Annotated in this window: 22 protein-coding genes; 9 read left to right on the top strand and 13 right to left on the bottom strand. The window is 68.1% G+C overall.

Annotation, left to right across the window (positions count from 1 at the left end):
• Positions 1-93: 93 nt before the first annotated feature.
• Positions 94-2,007, top strand: a complete 1,914-nt coding sequence (locus D106_RS0107650) for an ABC-F family ATP-binding cassette domain-containing protein (protein WP_018879708.1) — start codon at positions 94-96, stop codon at positions 2,005-2,007.
• A gap of 84 nt (positions 2,008-2,091) precedes the next feature.
• On the top strand, positions 2,092-2,388 hold the full coding sequence (locus D106_RS0107645) for a hypothetical protein (RefSeq protein ID WP_018866736.1): 297 nt from the start codon (positions 2,092-2,094) through the stop codon (positions 2,386-2,388).
• A gap of 134 nt (positions 2,389-2,522) precedes the next feature.
• Here the strand turns inward: D106_RS0107645 and fliL are convergent, their stop codons facing one another.
• Positions 2,523-2,930, bottom strand: a complete 408-nt coding sequence (fliL, locus tag D106_RS0107640; protein WP_018876905.1) for a flagellar basal body-associated protein FliL — start codon at positions 2,928-2,930, stop codon at positions 2,523-2,525.
• On the bottom strand, positions 2,927-3,772 hold the full coding sequence (locus D106_RS0107635) for a zinc-dependent peptidase (RefSeq protein ID WP_018879707.1): 846 nt from the start codon (positions 3,770-3,772) through the stop codon (positions 2,927-2,929). Before D106_RS0107635 ends, fliL begins: the two co-directional genes overlap by 4 nt.
• Before the next feature lie 125 nt (positions 3,773-3,897).
• On the opposite strand from D106_RS0107635, the gene D106_RS0107630 reads away from it, so the two are divergent.
• From D106_RS0107630 to D106_RS0107610, 5 genes are all read left to right on the top strand, one after another.
• The gene (locus D106_RS0107630) at positions 3,898-4,986 is read left to right on the top strand and encodes a hypothetical protein (RefSeq protein WP_018879706.1); all 1,089 of its coding nucleotides are present in this window, start codon (positions 3,898-3,900) and stop codon (positions 4,984-4,986) included.
• A gap of 160 nt (positions 4,987-5,146) precedes the next feature.
• On the top strand, positions 5,147-6,205 hold the full coding sequence (locus D106_RS0107625) for an efflux RND transporter periplasmic adaptor subunit (RefSeq protein WP_018879705.1): 1,059 nt from the start codon (positions 5,147-5,149) through the stop codon (positions 6,203-6,205).
• Positions 6,206-6,208: 3 nt separating this feature from the next.
• Positions 6,209-9,397, top strand: a complete 3,189-nt coding sequence (locus tag D106_RS0107620; protein ID WP_018879704.1) for an efflux RND transporter permease subunit — start codon at positions 6,209-6,211, stop codon at positions 9,395-9,397.
• A gap of 43 nt (positions 9,398-9,440) precedes the next feature.
• Positions 9,441-9,803 carry a hypothetical protein gene (locus D106_RS0107615; protein ID WP_026279231.1) on the top strand — a complete coding sequence of 121 codons (363 nt, stop codon included), beginning with the start codon at positions 9,441-9,443 and terminating at the stop codon, positions 9,801-9,803.
• Positions 9,804-9,897: 94 nt separating this feature from the next.
• Positions 9,898-10,314, top strand: a complete 417-nt coding sequence (locus D106_RS0107610; RefSeq protein WP_026280622.1) for an ABZJ_00895 family protein — start codon at positions 9,898-9,900, stop codon at positions 10,312-10,314.
• Between the two features lie 12 nt (positions 10,315-10,326).
• On the opposite strand, the gene D106_RS0107605 is transcribed toward D106_RS0107610, so the two are convergent.
• From D106_RS0107605 to D106_RS0107555, 11 genes are all read right to left on the bottom strand, one after another.
• Positions 10,327-12,012 (bottom strand): alpha/beta-hydrolase family protein, encoded by a 1,686-nt coding sequence (locus D106_RS0107605; protein WP_018879702.1) that lies wholly within the window; start codon positions 12,010-12,012, stop codon positions 10,327-10,329.
• A gap of 96 nt (positions 12,013-12,108) precedes the next feature.
• Positions 12,109-12,528 (bottom strand): hypothetical protein, encoded by a 420-nt coding sequence (locus D106_RS0107600; RefSeq protein WP_018877119.1) that lies wholly within the window; start codon positions 12,526-12,528, stop codon positions 12,109-12,111.
• 53 nt (positions 12,529-12,581) lie between these two features.
• Complete coding sequence (locus D106_RS0107595) at positions 12,582-13,400, bottom strand: UDP-2,3-diacylglucosamine diphosphatase (protein WP_018866746.1); 819 nt, start codon at positions 13,398-13,400, stop codon at positions 12,582-12,584.
• Between the two features lie 95 nt (positions 13,401-13,495).
• Entirely contained in the window at positions 13,496-13,858 is a 363-nt protein-coding gene (locus D106_RS0107590; protein ID WP_018879701.1) for a diacylglycerol kinase, read from the bottom strand.
• A gap of 32 nt (positions 13,859-13,890) precedes the next feature.
• On the bottom strand, positions 13,891-15,093 hold the full coding sequence (locus D106_RS0107585) for a glycosyltransferase (protein ID WP_038035715.1): 1,203 nt from the start codon (positions 15,091-15,093) through the stop codon (positions 13,891-13,893).
• 156 nt (positions 15,094-15,249) lie between these two features.
• Positions 15,250-15,795 carry a TlpA disulfide reductase family protein gene (locus D106_RS0107580; protein ID WP_018879700.1) on the bottom strand — a complete coding sequence of 182 codons (546 nt, stop codon included), beginning with the start codon at positions 15,793-15,795 and terminating at the stop codon, positions 15,250-15,252.
• Complete coding sequence (locus D106_RS0107575) at positions 15,792-16,367, bottom strand: hypothetical protein (RefSeq protein WP_018879699.1); 576 nt, start codon at positions 16,365-16,367, stop codon at positions 15,792-15,794. Before D106_RS0107575 ends, D106_RS0107580 begins: the two co-directional genes overlap by 4 nt.
• Positions 16,368-16,404: 37 nt before the next feature.
• Complete coding sequence (locus D106_RS0107570) at positions 16,405-16,869, bottom strand: DUF302 domain-containing protein (RefSeq protein ID WP_018879698.1); 465 nt, start codon at positions 16,867-16,869, stop codon at positions 16,405-16,407.
• A 20-nt stretch (positions 16,870-16,889) separates the two neighbouring features.
• Positions 16,890-17,978: a methyltransferase domain-containing protein gene (locus D106_RS0107565; RefSeq protein WP_026279233.1), complete on the bottom strand. Its 1,089-nt coding sequence runs from the start codon at positions 17,976-17,978 to the stop codon at positions 16,890-16,892.
• 113 nt (positions 17,979-18,091) lie between these two features.
• Complete coding sequence (locus D106_RS0107560; protein ID WP_026280621.1) at positions 18,092-19,012, bottom strand: helix-turn-helix domain-containing protein; 921 nt, start codon at positions 19,010-19,012, stop codon at positions 18,092-18,094.
• 51 nt (positions 19,013-19,063) lie between these two features.
• Entirely contained in the window at positions 19,064-19,462 is a 399-nt protein-coding gene (locus D106_RS0107555; RefSeq protein WP_018866753.1) for a hypothetical protein, read from the bottom strand.
• A 195-nt stretch (positions 19,463-19,657) separates the two neighbouring features.
• On the opposite strand from D106_RS0107555, the gene gshA reads away from it, so the two are divergent.
• Positions 19,658-21,244, top strand: a complete 1,587-nt coding sequence (gene gshA / locus D106_RS0107550) for a glutamate--cysteine ligase (protein ID WP_018866754.1) — start codon at positions 19,658-19,660, stop codon at positions 21,242-21,244.
• A gap of 422 nt (positions 21,245-21,666) precedes the next feature.
• Complete coding sequence (locus D106_RS0107545) at positions 21,667-22,683, top strand: glutathione S-transferase family protein (RefSeq protein ID WP_018879695.1); 1,017 nt, start codon at positions 21,667-21,669, stop codon at positions 22,681-22,683.
• Positions 22,684-22,759 lie beyond the last annotated feature (76 nt).

The following is a 22,759-nucleotide window of genomic DNA, read 5'->3' as shown; positions in this document are numbered from 1 at the left end:
CCAAATCCGACAGGCTTCTAGTGTCGGCCGCCGAGTCCCGGGCCATGACCGGACTACATGAGCGCGCCCTTCGCTTGCCCTACACTGCGCGGCATGATTCGACTTCAAGATATCGAGTTGCGCCGTGGCCGACAGGTCCTCCTGCAGCATGCCAGTCTGACCGTGCACGCCGGCTGGCGGGTGGGCCTGACCGGTGCCAACGGGTCCGGCAAGTCCAGTCTGCTGGCGGCGCTGCAGGGTGAGCTGAGCCTGGATGCCGGCGAGATCGACCGGCCCGCCGACTGGGTGGTGGCGCACCTGCCGCAGGAGGTCCCGGGGAGCGCGCGTTCAGCCGTGGACTACGTGCTGGATGGCGACGCCGAGTTGCGCGAACTGCAGACACGCCTGGAGCAGGTCGCCGACGGCGCCGAACAGGCGCGCCTGTATGCGGCCCTGGATGCGATCGACGGCTGGACGGCGGACGCCCGGGCGCGGCGGCTGCTGGCGGGGCTGGGCTTTGCGCCGGCCGATGCCGACCGGCCGATGAGCGACTTCTCCGGCGGCTGGCGCATGCGCCTGGGGCTGGCGCGCACGCTGATGACGCGCTCCGATCTGTTGTTGCTGGACGAGCCCACCAACCACCTCGATGTCGAGACCATCCTGTGGCTGGAGGACTGGCTGGCGCGCTACCCGGGGACGGTCATCGTGATCGCGCATGACCGGCGGTTTCTGGATTCCGTCTGTACCCATATCGCGCACATCGAGCGCGGGGGCATCGCGCTCTATGCGGGCAGCTATACCCATGCCGAGGCCAAGCGCGCGGAGGCGATCGCCCAGAGCGAGGCGGCGGCCGCGAAGGTCGCGGCCGAGCGCGCCCATCTGGAGGATTTCGTGCGCCGCTTCCGGGCCAAGGCGAGCAAGGCGCGCCAGGCCCAGAGCCGCCTGAAACGCCTGGAGCAGCTCGACGAGGTCGCCGTGATTCGGGCCGCACGGCCGATCCACCTGGAGATCCCGACCCCCGAGCGTCTGCCGGACCCGCTCCTGGCGCTGGACCATGCCGAGGTGCGCTCCGGGGACCGCACCCGCCTGCATGCGACGAGTTTACGTCTGCGGCCGGAGGACCGGATCGGTGTTCTGGGGCCCAATGGTGCCGGGAAATCGACGCTTCTGACCCTGCTGGCCGGCGAGCTGGCGCCCACCGCCGGCGAGCGCCGGGTCGAGCCGAGCCTGAAGGTGGGCTATTTCGCCCAGCACCAGAGCGAGCAGCTGGATCTGGGCGCCTCGCCCCTCGTGCATCTGCAACGCCAGGATCCGCGCGCCGAGGAACAGCGGCTGCGCAACTTTCTCGGTGGCATGGGCTTTCCCGGGGAGAAGGCGGATGCCCCGGTTGGCCAGTGCTCGGGCGGGGAGCGCGTACGCCTGGTGCTGGCGCTGCTGATCTGGCAGGCGCCTTCCCTGCTGTTGCTGGACGAGCCCACCAACCACCTGGATCTGGATATGCGCGAGGCACTGGCCGAGGCGCTGGAGAACTATGCCGGCGGGCTAGTGGTCGTGGCGCATGATCGCGAATTGCTGGCGCGGGTGTGCGACCGTTTCTGGCGCGTCGAGGACGGCCATCTGAGAGATTTCGACGGGGACCTGGATGACTACGCCCGGGAACTGCAGGCGCGCGAGCGCGAGGCCTTTGCCGCGAGCGAACCCGGCACCGGTGAATCGGCAGCCCGCAGCGCCCCGGCCCCGTCGCAGAAGGAGCGGCGCCAGCAGGCCGCACAGGCACGGGCGGCGCTCAAGCCGCTGAAGCAGCGCGCGGACCGCGCCGAGCAGGAATGCACCCGGGTGCAGGAGCGCCTGGAGGCCCTGGAGGCGGAGATGGCCGATCCTGCCCTTTACGAGGGAGAGGCGGCGGATCGCCTGGCGCAGCTGACCCGCGAGCAGGGGGAGCTGCGTGCCCGGCTGGAGTCGCTGGAGGGCGAGTGGATGGAGGCGCTGGAGGCCCTGGAGGCGGCGCAGGCCGAGCCGACGGAGTGAGAAGCGATTCAAAGACCAACCCTTGAGATCGGGTATTGCGAGGTCTATACAGGAGGGGAATGCACCGGAACGAGGAGTGACCCCATGAATGCACAGGAACTGAATCGTCGCTGTGTCGAGCTCTTTCACCACCCGGATGCAAAGCTGCATTGCTGGCACCCGCGCATGTTCTGGGAGACCCACATGCTGGAGAACCCGAAGCCGGAAGACCTGCAGGAGCCGAAGGTGGATCTGCGCGAACTGGAGGTGATGCTGGCCGAGGCCGCGCACGAGCCCTCGCAGTGCGCCGAGGAACTGGAGCAGGAGGAGCCGGGCCGGGCCACGCTGATCCGTCACATGATGGAGCGCGGCGAGATGCCGCTGCTGCACCGGCCCCACTGATCAGCGTTTTCTGAATGGCTTGGGCCCCCAACGGGGCCCGGGACTCCGGATGCGGCGTCCCGCTTGCCGACCCCGGTGGTCCCGACTGCCGGGGTCTTTTCGTTCGGGGTATCCGTCCGGACCTTCCGGGGCTACTACTGGCGGATGAAATCCGAGAAATACAGTGCGGCGATCCGCGGGGAGCCGGTGATCTCTTCGAGCAATTCGTTCAGCTCGTCCGTGGCCTGGTTGCGCAGATCCTCCCGGGCGCCGCTGCCGGTCAGGCTGTCGGGGCTGCGGCCGCCGAGGATGTGGATCAGGCGGTCGCGTACGGCGGGGATGTGTTCGCGGATGGCCCGGGCATCTTCCAGATTGTGGCCCTCCAGCTGGATGGAGGCCTGCAGGTAGCGTCCGCGATCGGCGGCCTCCATGTTCACGACCACGGGTTCCAGGGTCACGTAGTGGCTGTCCAGATCGTCCACGGCAAGAGCCAGGGGGGCAAGCAACAGCAGGAGAAGCCCCGACAGGGTCGGGGGCAGGAAACGAAGGGGGCTCGAGGTCATGGTGCGTGCTCCGGGGCGGTTTGCGTGCTGGAGGCGATCCAGTCGCCGCGTCGATGCGGCTCCTGACCGAAGTATGCCACCAGGTGATCATAGATGGCGGGCAGCCGCTCGCGCAGCCGCGCGGGCTCGAAGAAGAAGGACTCCACCGCGACCGCCAGGAATTCCTCCGGGGCCGTGGCCGCGTACGGGTCCAGCGGCAGAGCCGACTCGTCGACCGTGCCGGCCTCCACCGCCTCGACAGTCTCCACGAAGCGGTCGAAGGCGCGGGAGAAATCCTCGGTCCAGGCGCGTGTGGACTGTCCGCGGGGGAGCGGGGGGAAGCCGTTGACCTCGCCGTTGCCGGCGTCCAGCACATGGGTCATCTCGTGGACGACCACGGCGCCGTCGCGTTCGACATCATTCCACGACAGGATCACCGGCCCGCGCTCCCAGGCCTCGCCGGACTGGGGCATCGCGCCCTGATGCACGATGCCCGCCTCGTCTACCCACTCGTGTTCCGGCACGAAGGTATCCGGATAGAGGATCAGCGTGCGCCAGTCCCGGTACGGCGCCAGGCCCAGCTCCAGGATCGGGAGTGCCGCGTAGGCCGCGATCACCTGGCACTGCCACGGCTCGGGTTCCGCGGCGATCCCGATGAATTCCTTCTGCGCGAGGATCTGCCCGATCAGTTCGCGCAGCCGGGAGCGTTCCTCCGGTGTGAGGCGGGCGATGAACGGCACCCGCTGGCGCAGGGCCTCCCACTCGTCGTTGTCGAGGTGGACCGCCTCTGGTTCCAGTCCGGCGAACGGTCCCAGCAGGCGGCGGAACAGGCCACGCAGCGGGAATTGCGGTGTCGAGTTCATCGCCCGATCGTCGCATGTTTGGCCGTGTCGCGTCCGCCTGCGGCAAAGGCTTGCCGGTGGCGGTTAAGGATTGCCGCTGAGCGGCCGTTAACCCTCTCGGGAATCCGTCCCGTTGAGGAACATCCATGCATATTGCCGATTATTCCATGCAGTTCTCGAGCCAGCGCCTGGCGCTGGAGGCTACCCGGCGCGAGATGCGCCTGACGGTGCGCGAAGGGGGCGGGGCCGCGCCCCCGGCGGAGCCCCGCCAGGGCGCCGGGCTGCCTGGACTTGTGAGCCCGGGCCGGGGCGAACGGCCGGACCCGGCCTCCGTTGCGGCCCTGCGCGCGCCCTTCGTGGGCGTGGCCCCGGCGGACAGTGAGCTGACGTCTGTGGACCAGCTGCGCACCGAACTGCTCCGGCTGATCCTGGAACGTTTTACCGGGCGCGAGATCCGCGTCGTGGCCCCGGCGGACCTCCGGCCCGACGCGAACGCGGATGCGAACCCGCCGGCATTCCTCGAACCGCCCGCAGCCCGGCCCCCGGGCGCCCCGCGTGCGCCGGGCGGCCTTGCCGTGGCCTGGTCGGTGGAGCAGACCCGGGTGGAGATCGAGCGCACGGCCTTCCAGGCCCAGGGGCGGGTGCAGACGGCCGACGGCAAGACCATCGAGATCGACATTGCCCTGACCATGAGTCGCGAGTTCGTCGAGCACACCCGTATTCAGGGCGGTGTCGATGGCGAACTGCATGACCCGCTGGTGATCAATTTCGATGCCCCGGCGGCGGCATTGACCGAGACCCGTTTCGAATTCGACCTGGACGCCGATGGCTCACCGCAGCAGGTGGCCTTCCTGCAGCCCGGAAGCGGTTTTCTGGCCCTCGACCGATCGGGCAGCGGGCAGGTCGATGATGGCTCCGAGCTGTTCGGGCCGCTGACCGGGGACGGCTTCGCCGAACTGCGCCGCTTCGATCACGACGGCAATGGCTGGATCGATGCGGCGGACCCGGTCTATGACCGCCTGCGCGTCTGGACCCGCGACGCCCAGGGCCGCGATCAGTTGCTGGCCCTGGGCGAGGTGGGGGTGGGGGCGATCTACCTCGGACATGTCAGTACCCCCTTTGACCTGCGCCATGGCGGTGACAACAGCCTGCTGGGCCAGGTGCAGTCGACCGGCGTCTGGGTGGCCGAGGATGGCCGCAGCGGCAGCGTGCAGCAGATCGATCTGACGGCCTGACGGAACGCGGAGGCTCGTTCCTGCGTCGAGGGTTGCATAACGGCTACTCTGTGCTTTCGTCCACTCCCCGCGAGCGACCCGGCGCATGCGATTCGAGACCCTCTTGTGTTGGCGGCGGTCGGACCGACCGCCCCTGAAGCGCCCGCTGCCCGCCACCTGCATGTCGCGGGGGGGCGGCCGCCTGTCCCTGCTCATGATCCTGGCCGTGGGACTGGCCGGCTGTGGGGGCGAGTCTTCCGAAGCGGCTGACGAGCCCGCTGGCGAGGCGGCGACCCCGATCGCGGCGGTGGAGATGCAGCCGCGGGACCTCTCGCGTGAACTGCGACTTTCCGCGCGGGTCGAGCCGCGGGCGCGGGTGCGCCTGGCGGCTCGTACGGATGGCGTGGTCAAGGCGGTCCATGTCGAGGAAGGCGACCGCGTCGGGCAGGGCGATATCCTGGTCGAGCTGGACGTGGCCGAGGAGCGCGCGGAGCTGGCGCGTGCCGTGGCGCACGCCGAGGAGGCGCGGCTGGAGTACGCCCGCAGCGCCGAGTTGCGGGACGAGGGGATTGCCAGCCTCGCCAGCTACGAACGGGCCCGCGCCGCGCTGCGTTCGGCCGAGAGCGAGCAGGCCTTGTGGCAGGCGCGGGTCGACTACGGGACGCTCGCTGCCGGCCGCGACGGCGTGATCACCGAGCGGATGGTGGAGCCTGGAGAGGCCGTCGCGGCGCGCGATGCGCTGCTGGAGCTGGTCGATATTACTACGCTGGTGCTGCGACCCGGGGTGTCCGAGCTGGACGTGCGCGACCTGGTCGTGGGCCAGGACGTGCCCATTCGGCTGGATGCCTTTCCTGATACTGACTACGTCGCCGAGATTCGTCGCATCTTCCCGGCGGCCTCGCCGGATTCCCAGCAGGTGACGGTGGAGATCGCGCTGCCGGCCGAGGCCGCCGACAACGGCGTGCGTCCGGGTAACCTCGCACGCATCCGCATGACCGTTGATGAGCGCCCGAACGCCCTGGCGGTGCCGGCCGCGGCGATCGGCGAGGACGATGACGCGCGCTATGTGTACGTGGTGGTGGATGAACAGCTGGAACGGCGCACGGTCGAGACCGGTGTGACCCGGGGCCCCTGGACCGAGATTACCGAGGGTCTGGAAGAAGGCGAGATCGTGCTGGCGACCAATCCGATCGACATGCGCGAGGGTCAGCGGGTGCGCATTGTCGGCTGGCGGGGCTAGGGCATGGCCGATGCGGGGGACTCCCAGCGCCCACACGGGCGGGTGACCAGCTTCTCCATCCGCCGGCCGGTCGCGATCATGGCGCTGGCCTCGGTGGTGATCGTGCTGGGCATGTTCTTTGTCGACCGCCTGCCGGTGGACCTGCTGCCGCATGTCGAGTACCCGCACATCCGGGTCACGGTGAACCACCCGGGCACCGCGCCGGAGGTCATGGAGGAGCAGGTCACACGAGTGCTGGAGCGCAATCTTGCGGCGACCGAGAACCTGACGCGCATCTACAGCCGTGCCTCCGAGGGGCGCACCAACGTCAACCTGCTGTTCGAGTACGGGACCAATCTCGATCTGGCGTTGCAGGATGCGGCGCGTCACCTGGAGCTGGCGCGCACCCAGTTGCCGGATGATTTCGAATCCCTGCGCCTGTACAAGTTCGACCCGTCGCAGGACCCGATCTGGGAGGCGGGCTTCTCCTCCACCGTGCGTTCCGAGACCGCAGTTCGCGACTGGGTGGAGCACGAGCTGGCCCCGCAGTTGATCGCCATCCACGGGATCTCCTCGGTGGAGGCCTCCGGCGGCCAGCAGCGCGAGCTGGAGGTGATCCTCGACCAGGAACGGGTGCGCGGCTACGGCCTGTCGCTGGCCGCGATCAGCGAGAAGCTGGCGGACGAGAACCGTGAGGTGGCCGGTGGCTGGGTGACCTCCGACACCTTTGATGTGATGGCCAAGACCGAGGGCCTGTTCACTTCCGAGGCGGATGTGCGCAACGTGCTGATCCCGCCGCCGGGGCCGCAGTCGGCGCATGTGCGCCTGGGCGAGCTGGCCGAGGTGCGCGACGGCCACCGCGAGCAGCGCCTGTTCATCCGCCTGGATGGCACCCCGGCCGCGCGCGTGTCGGTGTTCAAGCTGCCGGAGGCCAATACCGTCGAATCGGTGGATGCCGTGCGCGGGACGCTCCAGCAGCTGGAGCGTTCCGGGTTTATCCCCGAGGACATCCAGTGGGAGGTGGTCAGCGACTCGGCCCCGTTTATCCGTGGCGCGGTGTCCTCCGTGGGCACCGCTGCAGTCCTCGGTGGCGTGCTGGCGATGCTGGCGGTGTTCCTGTTCCTCGGCAGTCTGCGCAAAAGCTTCATCATCGGGCTGTCGATCCCGATCGCGCTGATGGCGACCTTCGCGATGATGGGGCTGGGCGGATTGACCCTGAACATCATCAGCCTGGGCGGGCTCGCGCTGGGCGTGGGGCTGCTGCTCGACAACGCGATCGTGATGCTGGAGAACATCTACCGCCATCGTGACAAGCTCGGGAAATCGCCGGAGGAGGCTGCCCATGACGGGGCGGGCGAGGTCGTGTCGGCGGTCACCGCCGGCACGCTGACCAACCTGGCCGCGGTGCTCCCGTTCCTGCTGATTACGGGTATCGGCGCGCTGATTTTCCGCGAGCTGATCCTGACGCTGTCGTTCGCGATCATCGCCACACTGGCCGCGGCGATTACGCTGGTGCCGATGCTGGCGGCCCTGCTCGCGCGCATCCGCTGGGAGAGCGGGCTGGACCGGACCTGGCTGCTGCGCGGCTTCGACCGCGGGGTGCAGGGTCTGCGCCGACGCTACCGGCGCCTGCTGCCGAAGGTGCTGCGGGCGCGCTGGGTGGTGCTGGGCGCCGCCGGGGTCCTGCTGGCCGGCGCGGTGCAGGTCGGCGGGGAGCTGGGCACCGAGTTTCTGCCGCAGGTGGACGATGGTCAGGTCAGCGTGCGCATGGTCCTGCCGCCGGGTACACCGCCGCACGAGACCGATGCCGCCGCCCGCGACATCGAGGCCGCACTCGAGGAGCTGCCGCATGTCGAGAGCGTGTTCGCCATGGTCGGCGGGCATCTGGGGGGTGGCGTGGTCAACGAGCGCCCGGGGACGTCCAATCTCACGGTGCAGCTCACCCCGGCCGGACAGCGTGAAATGACCGCCGGGCAATGGGTGGCCGAGGCACAGGCGGCGATGGACGAACTGGACCTGCCCGGGGCGCGGATTACCGTGCGCCCGCCGCGTATCGACGGGTTGCAGTTCAGCGTGACTGGCGACGACCTGTCGATCGGCGTGGTGGGGGCGGATCTGACCGAGATGCGCACCATCGCCCGCGAGATCGCGGGGCGCCTGGAGGGCATCCGGGGCCTTGAGGGCGTCGAGGTCGGGCGCGAGGACCAGAGCCCGATTCTGCGCGTACACGTGGATCGCGAGCGCGCGGCCGCGCTGGGCCTGCAGGTGGGCACGGTCGGTCAGGCGATCCGCGATGCGGTGGAGGGTGCGGTACCGACCCAGTATGTACGCGATGACCGCGAATACGACTTGCGCGTCCGCCTGCCGCGCGAGGATGTACAGGACACGGCCACACTGGGACGGATGATCCTGTTCCGTGATAACGGCGATCCCGTACGGCTGGCCGACGTGGCCGAGTTCGAGATCGGCGAGGGGCCCGCCCATATCGAGCGCGAGAACCAGAGCCGGGTGGTGCGGGTGAACGGCGATATCAATACCGAGGTCAGCGACGTCGGTTCGGTGATGGCCGAGGTCGAACAGCGTCTGGCCGAGGTGGAGGTACCCGAGCACTACAGTCTGCTGATCGGGGGCGAGTGGGAGACCATCCAGGAGACCCAGCGCGAGATGGCCACCGTCGTGGCGCTGGCGATCTTCCTGGTGCTGGTGGTGCTGGCGGTGCAGTACGAGCGTCTGGCCAACCCGCTGGTGATCGTGGCGGCGGCCCCGCTGTCGCTGATTGGCGTGGTCGCGATCCTGTGGGCCACGAATACGCCGGTCTCCGCGCCGGTGATGATCGGGGCGATCCTGCTGATCGGGGTGGTGGTCAACAACGCGATCCTGCTCGTCGAGTACATCGAACAGGGCCGGCGGCTGCGTGACTTGAGTCCGGCACGGGCGGTAGTGGAAGCCGGCGCGCTGCGCCTGCGTCCGATCCTGATGACCACCCTGACCACGGTGCTCGGCATGCTGCCGCTGGCGATCGGCCTGGGCGAGGGTGCGGAGATCATGCGCCCGCTGGCGCTGACCGTGGTCGGCGGCCTGATCGCCGGGATGATCCTGACGCTGCTGGTGGTGCCCTGCCTGTACCTGGTGGTGAACCGCGCCGCGGAGCGCGTAAAGGGAACGCTGACAACCCGGTCACGTGAGCCCTCGGATATGGGGGCGATCAGTTAGGATGCCCGGCATCCGGAACATCACGAACGACGAGGAGAACGGGATGAGACGCGTAATCGGAAGTGGCGCAGTGCTGTTGGCGATGCTGGCGGGAGGGGTACCCGCGCAGGCCGACGAACTGCATACGGTCGAGCAGCTGAGTCAGGCGCCGGCGGAGCTCGAGGGCGAAGAAGTGCGCCTGGAGGGCATCGTCGGGCGGGTGAACGAGGACATCATGGGCCGCAACTTCATCCACTTCGTGGACGGCACGGGAAGCGAGGGTGATTACATCACCATCACCTCCACCGAGCTGCCCGAGGTGGGCGACCGCGTTTCGGTCACCGGAACGCTGATCCTGGATCGTGACTTCGGGGCCGGCTACACCTATCCCGTGATCATCGAAGGCGCCTCGTTTTCCGAGGAATAGCCGCATGCCGTGATGGTGCATGTTGGAGGACTCCGACATGCACCCTGGCCGCACAAGGGAGTGCGGCTTTCAGACGTCCCATGGAGGGGAGGCGATGTCCATCAAGAACCTGCTGTTACGTTTCATACTGCTCTATTTCTCGCTGACGATCGTCGCGATGTTCGCAATCGCCCATTTCCATCTCGAGCAGTTCGGTACAACGATCGGAATGGGGATTCTGGGCCTGGCGGTGGCGTGGCCCTGCGAGGCCTTTGGACGCAGGAACGGCCGCTATCTGTCGCGCGCCGAGAAGTGGCGGGTGATTGCCGTCATGGTCGCTGTGCTCCTCGGTACGCAGCTTTCCCTGGCCTTCCTGGTGCTGTGGGCCGACGGCACAGTACTGGACAGTTTCATGCTCGCGGTCCTGGGCGTTGTCGCGTTGTTATATGCCGGCTTTGTGGTAGCGATGGTCAATCTCACCGGACGCCACCTGCGCAAGCGCGGTTTGGTCGGGGGAGAAACCGCGGGATAGCCCTACGGCCGGTCAGTCGCCCAGGTGGCGCTTGAGCCACTCGAGGCGCTCCTCTGGCCAGTCCGCGGCCGTGACCGCATGCCAGGCGTCGATGTAGTGCTCGGTGGCGTAGACATGGCCGTAGCCGCGCGGGGCAGCATCGCCGATGGTAACGTCTACCGCCAGTTGCAGCATGGTGACCACCGGGTACCACGTCAGGTCCGCTGACACGTCCGGGCCGCGCGGGTGCTGCATCCACTCGGGCTTGCGGTACAGCGCCTGGGGCTCGAAGAAGGTGACCGGGTCACTGGCGTACTGCAGGTAGACGATGCGCATCGGGCCCCATTCGGCGCCGGGGATATCCAGGTGGTTCTCCTGGTTGGTGAAGCGCACCACCGAGCTGTCGCGAAAGCGCGGCAGCCAGGCCGGGGAGTCCGGCTGGCGCTGGCGCGTGATGTCGCGCCAGGTCTCGCTACGAAACGGCGGGCCGGCCCACAGCGCGCCGGAGAACGGATCGCCGATCACGTCGTACAGATCCGCGGCGCGCTCGGAGTTCAGCGCGCCCAGACTCAGGCCGTAGAGGTACAGCTCCGGGCGGGCGTCCGCCGGCAGCTGCTTCCAGTAGCCGTAGATCTCCGCGAACACCGCCTGGGCCGTCTCGTGGCCGTACTGCGACTCGGCCATCAGCGACAGCCAGCTGGGCAGGTAGGAGTACTGCACGGCCACGGTTGCAACATCGCCGCCGTGCAAATACTCGACCGGCTGGATCGCGCGGTTGTCCACCCAGCCGCGCCCGGTGGGGGTGGCCAGCACCAGCACCGAACGGTCGAAGGCATTGACCCGCAGCATCTCCTGCAGGGCCAGCCGCGCGCGTTCCTCGATGGTCTCGGCGGCATTCAGGCCTACGTAGACGCGGATCGGGTCCAGGGCCTCGCCCGCGGCGAAATCGCGGATTGTGCTGGCATCCGGTGCCTGTCCGACGAAGCGCTGTCCCTGGCGCCCGAGCCCTTGCTCCCAGCTGACCAGCGAGGCCGGGCTGCCCGTACGGAACGTCGCCGTCGGTTGTTCGACCCCCGGGTATTCGCGCACGTCGAACTGCTGGAAGCTGCGGTCCGCGGTGCGCAGGCCGTATTCCAGAATCACCCCGTCAATGACCGCCCAGAACACCCCGGCGGCGACCAGCACACCGATCACGTTCGACAGCCGGCGCGGGATGAAACGGCGCAGATGGCGGGCGAGAAAGCGCACCAGCAGCTGAAACAGCCGTCCGACCGCCAGGGTGGCGGCAAACACCGCCGCCGCGATCAGCCCGAGTCGGATCGGGAAGCCGCCGTCTACCGGCTCCTGCTCCATCAGGGCGCGGATGCTGTTCTGCCACTCGGTGGCCTGCCACAGGAAGATCAGCACGATCAGCACGGCGCCGCCCCCAGCGATGACCACCAGGGTGTTGTGCGTGCGCTCGCCGAATTCCGGCAGCTCCAGATAGGACCACAGCCAGTGGAAGAACACGCCCAGCCCGTAGCCGGCCGCCAGCGACAGTCCGGACAGGATGCCCTGTACGTCGTCGGTACGCGGGATCAGGCTGGGGGTCAGCGACGCGGCAAAGAACAGCGTGGCCAGGATCAGCCCCGGGATCGACAGGGTCCCGAGGATACGGGTGGCCCAGCCGGGCCAGATGAAGCGCCGCAGGCGGGTTTGCAGGCGGGCGACGATGGACATCGCGTGAGCACTTCCTTGATGAACAGAAGGGCTTATCCTGTTCGCCCGCTCGGGCGGGTTCAAGTCTCCACCGTGAGCGCCGGCCTGCTTTGGAACCTACTGGGCGTTGTCGCCCGGGCTGCCAGCGTCGGCGTGGCGAAAGCGGAAGCAGCCCTCGACCATGCGCAGGGCCACGCCGAACAGCGCGACCTGCAGCAGGAGCCCGCCGGTGGCGGCGCCCAGTGCGAGGCCGGTGGCCAGCCCCAGGGCCATCAGCAGCATCAGCAGGGTGGCGGCGAGGCGGCTGCGCAGCCAGCCGCCGACCAGCGCCAGCAATGCCACGAGTGTGCCTTCGAGCATCGTGGGCATGTGCTGCACCAGCACGCCCAGCATCACCACGATGACCCCGGCGAAGACCAGGACCCAGCCGGCCACCCGCGCCAGGCGGCGGGCCTGCTCGGTGTCATGGATGGATTGCAGCAGCAGGAGCAGGTCGGCGCCGGCCCCGGCCCAGTGGCGCGATCGCGATTCGTTCATGTGACCACGGTACTACAGCGCCATGACGCCCGGGTGACAGGATTGGCGCGCGGTTATCGCCGGGTCAGTATCGACTCGAGATCGAAGGCCTCGGTCGCGGTTGCCCCGGACTCGGCCTGTTGCACCGAGCCATGGTCCGACCAGTGCAGCAGGCTGAGGTGGCCCGAGCGATCTTCCACCAGGGCCGTGCAGTGCTCGACCCAGTCACCGTCGTTGCAGTAGAGGATGTCGCCGAACGCCTGGACGTTCGGCTTGTGGATATGGCCGCAGATGCAGCCATCGAAGCCGCCCTTGCGCGCGGCGGTGACGGCGGCATGCTCGAAACGCTGGATGTATTCCCGCGCCGCCCCGCTCACGCGGGTCTTGAGCCAGGCCGACAGGGACCAGTACGGATGCCCGAGGCGGCGTCGGATGGTGTTCAGGTAGCGGCTGCCGCGCAGCAGCAGGTTGTAGCCAAGATCGCCCAGGGCGTGCACCAGGCGGCTGTGGCGTACGAGCCCGTCGAACTCGTCGCCATGCGTTACGCGGAAGCGCCGGCCATCGGCGGTCCAGTGCACCAGTTCGCGTTCGATGCGCACGCCGCGGATCTCCGAACCGACAAAGCCGCGCACCAGTTCGTCGTGGTTGCCGGGGATGTAGATGACCTCGACTCCGTGCAGGGCGAGCGACAGGACCTGCTCGACCACCGCCGCCTGGGTCGCGTCCCAGAAGATGCGCCGGCGCATGGCCCAGATGTCGAATACATCGCCGACCAGTACCAGGCGATCGCAATTGACTTGGCGCAGCAGGTCCAGCAGGTAGTCCGCGCGGCACTCCCGGGTGCCCAGGTGCAGGTCGGACAGGAACAGGCTGCGGCAATCCAGGGTGGCCATCGCGGGCTCCCGCTCGGGGTTTTGCCGAGCATCGCGCATCCGGATGACGTCGCCATGGCGCTGCAGTGACGATTGCGTGATCCGCGGGTGTTAGCCTAGGGCCAGAGGACCAGCAGCCAGATCAGGGTGGCGTTGGCAAAGCCCAGCAGCACGGCGGCCGATCCCATGTCCTTGGCGCGGGCGGCCAGCCTGTGGCGTTCCGGACCGAAGCGGTCCACGGTGGCCTCGATGCCCGAGTTCAGTACCTCGATGATCAGGATCAGGATCAGACTGCCGAGCAGCAGTGCGCGTTCCACTCCGGTATTGCCAACCACCAGCGAGAGTGGCGCCAGGATGACCACCAGGATCAGTTCCTGACGAAAGGCCTCCTCGTGGCGAAAGGTGGCGCGCAGGCCTTTCCAGGAGTACCCAAAGGCCCGCAGGATGCGGGTGATGCCGGTAGCGCCGCCGTTGGCCATGGTCGCTTGGTCCGCTGGAGTGGGAAGGGCCGTCAGCGAGGACGGTCGGCCGCGGTATGCGGGGTGCCGAGCGCGTCGGCCGGGCTCAGCAGATCCTGATACACGGTCAGCAATTGTTCGGCCATACGCCGCTCGCTCCATTCCCGCGCCCATGCGGCGTGGGCTGCGCGCATGGCGCGCTGGCGTTCGGGATCATCGAGGACGCGGGCGACCCGCTCGGCAAACACCGCGGGCTCCTCGGGAGCGACTTCGGCACCGGATGCGTCGGTGAGGATGTCGCGCGTGCCCAGGCGCGCCGTGGAGACCACGGGCAGCCCGCAGGCCATGGCCTCCAGCAGGACCAGACCCTGCGTCTCGGTTGCGGAGGCAAACACGAATGCATGCCCGGCGCGGTAGCAGTCGACGAGCGATGTCTCGCGGTCCAGATACCCGCACCAGTGCAGGTTGTCCTCCAGGCCCATCTGCGCGGCCTGGCGCTGCAGGGCAGCCCGGGCCGGTCCCTCGCCCGCGATCAGCAGCAGGACGCCGGGGCGACGCTCGCGCAGGTGCTGGAGCATCTGCAGCAGAAAGCCGATGTTTTTTTCGAAGGCGATGCGCGACACATGCACCAGCATCTCGCGGCCGGGTGCGATGCCCCGCTCCGCCCGGAACAGGTGGCCGTCGCCTCCGGTCCAGGCCTGTGGGTCGATCCCGGTGGGCAGGCGCACGATGGGCGTCTTGATCCCGTACTCCAGCAGGGCCTGGTGCAACGCGGTCGACGGGGCGATCACCCGGTCGACCGCGTTGCACTGCGCGCGCGAGATGCGCCGCGCCAGCCCCCGCAGCCATTTGGCGGGCAGCCACGGCAGGTAATGCTGCAGATACTCTTCGAAGAAGGTGTGGTAGGTCTCGATGACCGGGACCTGCCAGTCGCGTGCCAGCTTGAGCCCGGCGTAGTGCGCCACGAAAGGGGTGTGGACATGGACCACGTCGGCCCGCTCGATCCCGGCTTCCCGCAGGGAGCGGCGGATGAGGCGAGGCTTCAGGATGCGATCCTCCGGATCCACTACCAGGTAGCGCGACGGGATGCGGATCAGGTCCGGGTCCTGCGGGTCGGGGCCGGGGTGCGCGCCCAGTCCGGGATAGGCCGGCACCACCAGCGTGACGCGATGGCCCAGTTGTCGGAGCTGTGCGCGGAAACTGGCCAGCGAAGTGGAGACCCCGTTGATCCGGGGGAAGTACACGTCGCTCAGCATCAGAATGTGCACGGCTGCACCTTGGGACGAGACTCAAGTTCCGGAGTGTGGACCGGGGGTGTGACGAGGTGATGACGACATTGCGACGGAAAGGTTGCGCGCGCAGACCGCCGGTTCGGGTTTCGGGCAATGTCACGTACCCCCGCCCGATGCGCCTTATTCGGTCGTAGAGGGCTCGGACGATCGCCCCTGTTGCAGCTCGCGCAGGCGTTCGGTGATGCCGGGGTGGTCGAATTCACGCGCGCCGATGGCGCGATAGGCGATGCGGCCCTCGGGGTCGATCACGAAGGTGGTGGGGATGCCGCGCACCGGCCAGGTATCGATCGCGCTGGCCGCGCGGTCCAGCAGCAGGGGAAAATCCACCGGGTAGTCGGCGGTGAAGAAAAAGATGCGATCGGCGTCCTCGCCGACGTTTACCCCGAGTACCACCAGCCCGTCGGGGCCCAGTCCCTCCCATAGTCGCTGCAGGGAGGGCAGTTCGTCCCGGCACGGCGGGCACCAGGTCGCCCAGAAGTTCACGACCACGACGCGGCCGCGGTAGTCGCGCAGGTCGTGTGCATGACCGTCGAGGTCCTCCAGTGTCAGGGGAGGAGCGTCCGGGCGTGGCTCGATCGCGGTGAGGGACTCGGTCGCGGCCGGGGCGGTCATGGCGGCCAGAATCAACAGGATCAGGAGGGTCGCGAGCTTTGGCATGGCGATCATCCTCCCGCCTCGCCGGCGCAGCGCAGGTCGGGCAGCCGCGCCTCGTGGAGCTCCCCGGCCGCGCGCCAGCGCAGGGTCAGATCAAAGGGCGTGCCCGGCGGATGGTCGAACAGGATCATGCCCATCAGCCAGTCGCCGGGTTCGAAACGGTGTTCGCCGGGGAACAGGGCCCAGCGAAAGGCGATGCGGGCGGCTTCGGGGGCCTGCCGTCGGGCCCAGGTTGCCTCCCAGTCCCGGTTCGGGCGCGGGCGGATGAGCCCCTCCGGCCCCTGGCTGCTCCAGTCGTGGAGATTGACCTCGATGGGGGTGTGTGGGCGGTTGTTGCGCAGGATCGCCTGGAAGACGCAGTGCGCCGCAATGAGATCGGCATGTTCGGTCTCGAAGCCGCGTCCCAGGAAGAACGCGCGGGTCTGATCGGGCAGCAGCTGCGCAAGCTCCAGCGAGACGCCATCGCCCTGCCACGTCCAGGTGATCAGGCCGCTGGAGGCGTCCGTGCGAGCCTGCACGGTTTCCGTGGCGCTGGCCGGCGCCATGGGCGTGGCCAGCGCCAGAAGGGCCAGGACGCGGATCAAGGTCTCGCGGGCAACCGATCCATTGGGACCGGGCCGCCTACGGTCCGCCGAGGACATGATCGAGCAGCGCCTCGAAGGCCGGTTCGGCGTTCTTCGCCGCGCGCTCCAGGCTCGGATGCGGCTGCAGGGTGGTCATGAACTTCGGGTGCAGCATGGACAGTTTTGTGTTGCCGTTCTCTTCGTACAGACCGATATGGCCGCAGGGCATCATCGCGCCGACGTGCAGGCCGGCATCCAGGATGTCGGGCCCCAGCGGCAGGTAGCAGACCTTCAGGGCGGTGATGTCGCCACCGGCCAGGCCGAACTCGGCCAGGAAGATCCAGTCCTCCTCGTTCTCCGCATACTCGCGAATGGCCCGGGCCAGGTCCTCGCGGGACTGTTCGCAGTCGCGGATGATGAAGTGATTGTCGGGCTCGGACGCCGCCAACGGGGCGGCCAGGCCCAGCGCAAGGGCGGCGGTGATGGCCAGTGCCAGGGTCGTGATCGGGTGTTGTGCGCTCATGGCAATGCCTCCTTGGGTTGTTATCGGGTGGCCACGTACCAGTTGTTCTGCAGGTCGTGGGCCAGCTGGTGTACGCGGATGTCGCGGAAACCGGCGCGCTGCAGGTAGTCGCGGGCTAGCGGTTCGCCCCACATCGCACCGAGCCCGGGGCCGCCCCGGGCGAGCGATACCGGCATGCAGTGCATGCAGGAGACGGTGTAGAGAAAGGGTGCGAGCGGGTGATCGAGATCGCCCTGGATCTGTCCAGAGCCGCGGATGTCCTGCATCAGGTAGATCCCTTCGGGTACCAGCGCGCGATGGATGCCGCGCAGGACCCCCTGGGGATCGGCCTGGTCGTGGATGGCGTCGAAGGTGGTGATCAGTTCGAAGCTCCGGGCCTCGAGACGGTGCCCCATCTCGGCGGCGTCGGCCTCGATGAACACGACGTTGTCTAGCCCCTCCGCTTTTGCCTCGGCGCGGGCGCGCGCGATGGCCTGTGGCGAGAGATCCAGTCCGGTGAATTCGCTGCGAGGGTAGCGCCCCGCCAGGTGGTTGATGATGCGCCCGCTGCCGCAGCCGACATCCAGCACGCGGATGCCGCGCTCGAGATGGTCGGTCAGGCCCGGCACCAGCGGCAGGATGGCGCTCTCCAGCGAGGACAGGACGGACTGGCCGCTGTCCTCGGCCATGACTTCGTGGAAACGTGTGTAGCGTTCGTAGGGCACGCCGTCACCGGTCTGGAACGCGGTGGCAATCGCATCCTCCACGGCGCCCAGCACTGCGATGTACTGGGCGAACACCGCCAGGTTGTCGGCCGCGGCGGCGCGGGTGAGGCACGTGGCATGCGCCGGCGGCAGGGCAAACCGTGGCCCGGCGGGTTCCACCGTGACGATCCCCGCCGTGGCCATCGCGCCGAGCCATTCGCGGACATAGCGTTCGTTCAGGCCGCTCGCTGCGGCGATTGCCTCGGACGTTGACGGGGGTCGCCCGCGCAGGGCATCGAACAGTCCGGTCCGGTGCCCGAGCGAGAGCATCAGGCACAGCGCACCGTGATTGAGGACCTCGACCAGGTGGCCGGCAAAGGCCTCCACAGCCTGTGGTGACGCAGGGTATTCCGGGTCGGACGGCATGCGGGTGACCTCCGCGATGGCGCCGGGGGTTGGCTTTACCCGGAGCCTAGGCCGTGCGGTGATCCCCCGCGGTCACGGGCTTGCGGTGCGGGGGCGAATCTTGCGGTTGTGCGTCAGGGTGTTTCGGGGCCGTCCGCGCGGGTGATTGGCGGCTCCCCGTACTGATCACGGTAGGCGCCGGGTGCCATGCCGAAGGCCTGCCGGAAGTGGCGGGCCAGTTGTTGCGGGGTGTAGCCGGTGGCCGTCGCGATCTCGCCGATGCTCGCGTGCGACTCGGTCAGCAAGGCGCGCGCCCGCTCCAGACGCAGCTGGGTCAGGTAGCGGTGGGGCGGCTGGCCGTGGGTCTCGCGGAAGGCGCGGGCGAAGTGCCAGGGGGAGAGGTCGCACAGCGCGGCGAGTTCAGCGAGACGGATCGGCTGGTCGAGGTAAGTCTGCATGTAGTCGATGACCTGTGCCGAGCGGTGCGGTGCGAGGCCGCCCCGGCAGCGGTCGGCCGGGGCGGCCTGGCTGGTCAGGCGGGCCAGGCGCACCACCAGTGCGGCCATCATGCTGTCCACGAACACGTGTGCGGCGGGGTCCTCGCGACCCATTTCCTGCCACAGACACTCCAGGCCCTGGGCGATCAGCGGGTCGCTGTGGTGGCGGTTGTGAACGGGGCCGAAATCCAGCGGGTCGTCGGCGGGCCGGTCCAGGCAACGGCGGGCCAGGTCGGCGGGGATGGCGATAAACCGTACCCTCGCCGCGTCCGTGACCCGGCACCAGGGCGTGGCCCCCGGGGCCACGGCCACGAAATCGCGGGTGCGGGTGTGTCCCGAGAAGCGCCCGGCGCCGAGATCGCAGACGTAGCGGAATGGGGCCCCGGACGACTGGCTCAGGACCAGGTCATCGGAGGCCGGGGTGTGGAACAGGCCCGGTGGCTGACGGGTCTCCAGCATGGCGACCGCTGGCGAGGCAGCCGCGCGGGTCTCGCGCAGGTGCGGTCCCCCGTTCCCGCGGGCGTAGTGCTCCAGCATGTTCGGCCATGGTTGCGGCATTTTCTCACCCCGCATGTCCTGTATAGGCCATGCCGGTGCCGCCTGCCAGATTCAGCGGTAGACGCGAACCTCCTGGGCCCAGCCGTCCACGCCGCGATTGGCACAGAACGCCTGGACGTGGCCGTCGGCGTAGCGGATCTCGACGTTGAAACCAGCCCCGGGCGGGTGGTTCAGGGCCACCCGCCGGTGCTCGCCGGGCGCGATCTCGCCCTCGCGAATGCTGGATTCGGACAGGTCGTGCCCGAAATCGAAGTGCACCGCGCGGATGGTCGTGTCGCTGTCATTGTGCAGCGTGACCATCAACGCGCCCTCGGTCGGGGGGCGCTCCACGCCCCAGTGCATCAGCCCCGCACCCATCGCGAGTCCGAGCACGAACAGCCCGGTGGCAGGGGCGCGCAGGGCGTCTACCAGGATCTCGTCCCAGCTGCGGCGTTGTGTGTCCGGTTCCATGCGGCGCCCGATGTCTTGTGTATAAGAAAAACCTAATTTAATAGGACCGGCAGGGCAAGGTCATCCGCGCCTTGCGTGGGAGCCGTCTCCTGATCGGCGTTGCGCGGTTTTCGGGTGCCGGTCGACGGTGCATGTGACCCCGCAGGCGCATTCGGGTATGTTCGCCGGGTTTGATTGGAGCAGGACAGCACGCCCGTGGGAACCGACGAACGCAATCTGCAGGGACTGGTCGCGCAGCTGGCGGAGCGCCTGGCGGGCACCGGCCTGCACGGGCGCATTGGCCTGGAGAAGGAGACCCTGCGCGTCGGCCCGCAAGGGTCGCCAGCCCTGACCCCGCACCCGGCGGCGCTGGGTTCGGCGCTGACCCACCCGAATATCACGACCGACTACTCCGAGGCCCTGCTGGAGCTGGTGACCCCGCCGTTTGACGATGTGCGCGAGACGCTGGGCTTCCTGCATGACCTGCAGGCCTTCGCCGCGGCCAATGTCGGCGACGAGACCCTGTGGTCGACGTCCATGCCCTGCGTGACCGCCGATGACAACGCGATCCCGGTCGCGCAGTACGGCACGTCCAACGCCGGACGCATGAAGACCGTCTATCGCGTCGGGCTGGGGCACCGCTACGGACGCAAGATGCAGGTGATCGCCGGGGTGCACTTCAACTATTCCCCGCGCCCCGAGTTCTGGCCGGCGCTGGCGGAGGTGCTGGGCGAGCAGGATGACCGCGCGTTCCGCGACGAGCGCATGATGGGCATGATCCGCAACCTGCTGCGCTTCGGCTGGCTGGTGCCATATCTGTTCGGGGCCTCGCCGGCCGTGTGCAATTCCTTCCTCGAGGGCCACGGCGCGGTGCTGGAGGACTTTGACGACGACACCTCTTACCTCCCGCATGCCACCAGCCTGCGCATGGGTGACATCGGCTACACCAACCGCAAGGAGGCGGACACCGGCATCAAGGCGGACTACAACTCGCTGGGCGGCTACGTCGACTCGCTGCGCTGCGCGATCAATACGCTCAGCCCCGAGTGGGAGCGCATCGGCGTGAAGGTCGACGGCGAATACCGCCAGCTGAACGCCAACATCCTGCAGATCGAGAACGAGTACTACTCCACCGTGCGCCCGAAGCAGCCGCTGGAGCGCTTCGAGAAGCCCACCGATGCGCTGGAGGCACGCGGGATCGAGTACGTCGAGCTGCGCTCGGTGGACATCAACGCGCAGCACCCGCTGGGGGTGGACGAGACCCAGCTGCGCTTTCTCGAGGTGTTTGCCCTGACCTGCCTGCTGCAGCCCAGTCCTTTGCTGGCGGACGGCGAACTCGACGCGATCGACCGCAACCTGCTCGATGTGGCGCATTACGGCCGCCGCCCCGGCCTCGAGCTGCGCCGGCAGGACGAGCAGGTACTGCTGCAGGACTGGGCGCGCGAACTGCTGGCCCTGATGCGCCCGGTCGCCGCGATCCTCGACCAGGAACTGCCGGGCGACCCCTACCGTAGAGCGCTAAGCGAGCAGTGGGGCAAGGTCGAGCAGGCCGACCTCACGCCCTCGGCGCGCATGCTGGAGGACATGATGGCGCGCGAGGAGGGCTTCTACCGCTACGCCAGCCGCCTGTCCGCGCAGCACCGCGAGGCGTTTCGCTTCAACGGCCCGCTGCCGCGCGCCGAGACGCTGGAGGCCCTGGCGCGCCAGAGCCTGGCGGAGCAGGCCGCGATCGAGGCGGCCGATACCCTGGACTTCGATACCTTCCTTGCCCGCTACTTCGACGGCACGCTGCGCGCCTCCTGAGGGAGACGCTGATTTAATCGCACGTCCGCGTTGGTGCCCCCTGTTTTCCGAGACAAGGCGCGTCGTGCAGCGGGTAGTGGTTCTACCCGCAAGCGGCGCAACGCAGGATCGGGGAACAGGGGGCACCACCCCCACAAGCCATTGAAAGCAGGGGCTCGGCCGCTTTTGCGCGGGAACGGCGTTGCGGTTCCCTTGTGCAGAATGACTGCACGGCAGTCACCGCGCCTTGTTCGCACGCAAAAGCGACTCGAGCGCGGACGTGCGATTAAATCAGCGTCTCCCTGAGCGGCCTATCCCTCAGTCGGTTCGGTATTTTCGAACTATCGGGCGGAAATAACGCGATTTATTTTCGATTTTATCGACAGGATAATCGACCCTATCATCCGTAACCGTGGCGGCTGGACCGCTGCAGAGGGAACCCCATGAGTCTCCTGATCAACGGCGAACTGCGCGAAGGCTGGCTGGAAGAGGAGTCCGACGAGAACGGCGAGTTCGTGCGCCAGGACCAGCAGTACCGCAACTACGTGACCGCCGACGGCTCCGCGGGTCCCCTGGGCGAGGGCGGCTACCCGGCCGAGTCCGGGCGTTATCACCTGTACGTCTCCTATGCCTGCCCCTGGGCGCATCGCGCGCTGATCCTGCGCAAGCTCAAGGGCCTGGAGTCGCACATCGGGTTGTCGGTCGTGCACCACTACATGGGCGATGCCGGCTGGTCCTTCGATGACTGCGACGGCTGCACCGGTGACCGGGTGCACAGCTCACGCTACATGCACGAGCTCTACACCCGCACCGATCCGAAATACACGGGTATCGTAACCGTGCCGGTGCTGTTCGACACCCAGACCGACCGGATCGTGAACAACGAGTCGGAAGACCTGGTGCGCATGTTCAACAGCGCCTTCGACGGCATCACCGGCAATACGCTGGATTTCTACCCGGAGGACCTGCGCGAGGAGATCCACGCGGTCAACGAGCGCGTCTACGAGAATGTGAACAACGGGGTTTACCGCTCCGGGTTCGCGACCAGCCAGAAGGCCTACGATGCCGCCTGGGATCGTCTCTTCGAGACCCTCGACTGGCTGGAGGAGCGCCTGGCACGCCAGCCGTTTCTGGTGGGCGACCGGATCACCGAGGCCGACTGGCGGCTGTTTACCACGCTGGTGCGGTTCGACCCGGTCTACTACAGCCATTTCAAGTGCAATAGACAGCGCATCATCGACTTCCCGGCGCTGTCGGCCTACCTGCGCATGCTCTACCAGCGCCCCGGCGTGGCCGAGACCGTGCGCATGGATCACATCAAGGCGCACTACTACGGCAGTCATCCGATGCTGAACCCCAGCGGCATCGTGCCGAAGGGCCCGGTGATCGACTACACCCGGCCGCACGATCGTCCCCTGGGCGATCTGCCGGCCGCGCTGCGGAACGCCGGTGAAACGTGACGGTCGTTACACTAGGGAAACACTGATTTATCAGCGATTCCGTGCAGTCGCTGAAAAAGCCAGGACTGCTGTATTC

The sequence above is a fragment of the Thioalkalivibrio sp. ALE9 genome, assembly GCF_000377445.1.
Classification (GTDB): Bacteria; Pseudomonadota; Gammaproteobacteria; order Ectothiorhodospirales; family Ectothiorhodospiraceae; genus Thioalkalivibrio.
This window is presented reverse-complemented; position numbering and strand designations above follow the sequence as displayed.

What these genes read in the sequence shown, in the direction of transcription:
- D106_RS0107605 (WP_018879702.1), bottom strand. Translation starts at nt 12,012, where the DNA reads ATGTCCATCGTCGCCCGCCTGCAAACCCGCCTGCGGCGCTTCATCTGG.
- D106_RS0107560 (WP_026280621.1), bottom strand. Translation starts at nt 19,012, where the DNA reads ATGCCGCAACCATGGCCGAACATGCTGGAGCACTACGCCCGCGGGAAC.
- D106_RS0107630 (WP_018879706.1), top strand. Translation starts at nt 3,898, where the DNA reads ATGCATATTGCCGATTATTCCATGCAGTTCTCGAGCCAGCGCCTGGCG.
- D106_RS0107585 (WP_038035715.1), bottom strand. Translation starts at nt 15,093, where the DNA reads ATGCTGAGCGACGTGTACTTCCCCCGGATCAACGGGGTCTCCACTTCG.
- D106_RS0107620 (WP_018879704.1), top strand. Translation starts at nt 6,209, where the DNA reads ATGGCCGATGCGGGGGACTCCCAGCGCCCACACGGGCGGGTGACCAGC.
- D106_RS0107625 (WP_018879705.1), top strand. Translation starts at nt 5,147, where the DNA reads ATGTCGCGGGGGGGCGGCCGCCTGTCCCTGCTCATGATCCTGGCCGTG.
- D106_RS0107615 (WP_026279231.1), top strand. Translation starts at nt 9,441, where the DNA reads ATGAGACGCGTAATCGGAAGTGGCGCAGTGCTGTTGGCGATGCTGGCG.
- D106_RS0107545 (WP_018879695.1), top strand. Translation starts at nt 21,667, where the DNA reads ATGAGTCTCCTGATCAACGGCGAACTGCGCGAAGGCTGGCTGGAAGAG.
- D106_RS0107635 (WP_018879707.1), bottom strand. Translation starts at nt 3,772, where the DNA reads ATGAACTCGACACCGCAATTCCCGCTGCGTGGCCTGTTCCGCCGCCTG.
- D106_RS0107570 (WP_018879698.1), bottom strand. Translation starts at nt 16,869, where the DNA reads ATGAGCGCACAACACCCGATCACGACCCTGGCACTGGCCATCACCGCC.
- D106_RS0107590 (WP_018879701.1), bottom strand. Translation starts at nt 13,858, where the DNA reads ATGGCCAACGGCGGCGCTACCGGCATCACCCGCATCCTGCGGGCCTTT.
- D106_RS0107600 (WP_018877119.1), bottom strand. Translation starts at nt 12,528, where the DNA reads ATGAACGAATCGCGATCGCGCCACTGGGCCGGGGCCGGCGCCGACCTG.
- D106_RS0107595 (WP_018866746.1), bottom strand. Translation starts at nt 13,400, where the DNA reads ATGGCCACCCTGGATTGCCGCAGCCTGTTCCTGTCCGACCTGCACCTG.
- fliL (WP_018876905.1), bottom strand. Translation starts at nt 2,930, where the DNA reads ATGACCTCGAGCCCCCTTCGTTTCCTGCCCCCGACCCTGTCGGGGCTT.
- D106_RS0107580 (WP_018879700.1), bottom strand. Translation starts at nt 15,795, where the DNA reads ATGATCGCCATGCCAAAGCTCGCGACCCTCCTGATCCTGTTGATTCTG.
- D106_RS0107650 (WP_018879708.1), top strand. Translation starts at nt 94, where the DNA reads ATGATTCGACTTCAAGATATCGAGTTGCGCCGTGGCCGACAGGTCCTC.
- D106_RS0107645 (WP_018866736.1), top strand. Translation starts at nt 2,092, where the DNA reads ATGAATGCACAGGAACTGAATCGTCGCTGTGTCGAGCTCTTTCACCAC.
- D106_RS0107610 (WP_026280622.1), top strand. Translation starts at nt 9,898, where the DNA reads ATGTCCATCAAGAACCTGCTGTTACGTTTCATACTGCTCTATTTCTCG.
- D106_RS0107555 (WP_018866753.1), bottom strand. Translation starts at nt 19,462, where the DNA reads ATGGAACCGGACACACAACGCCGCAGCTGGGACGAGATCCTGGTAGAC.
- D106_RS0107565 (WP_026279233.1), bottom strand. Translation starts at nt 17,978, where the DNA reads ATGCCGTCCGACCCGGAATACCCTGCGTCACCACAGGCTGTGGAGGCC.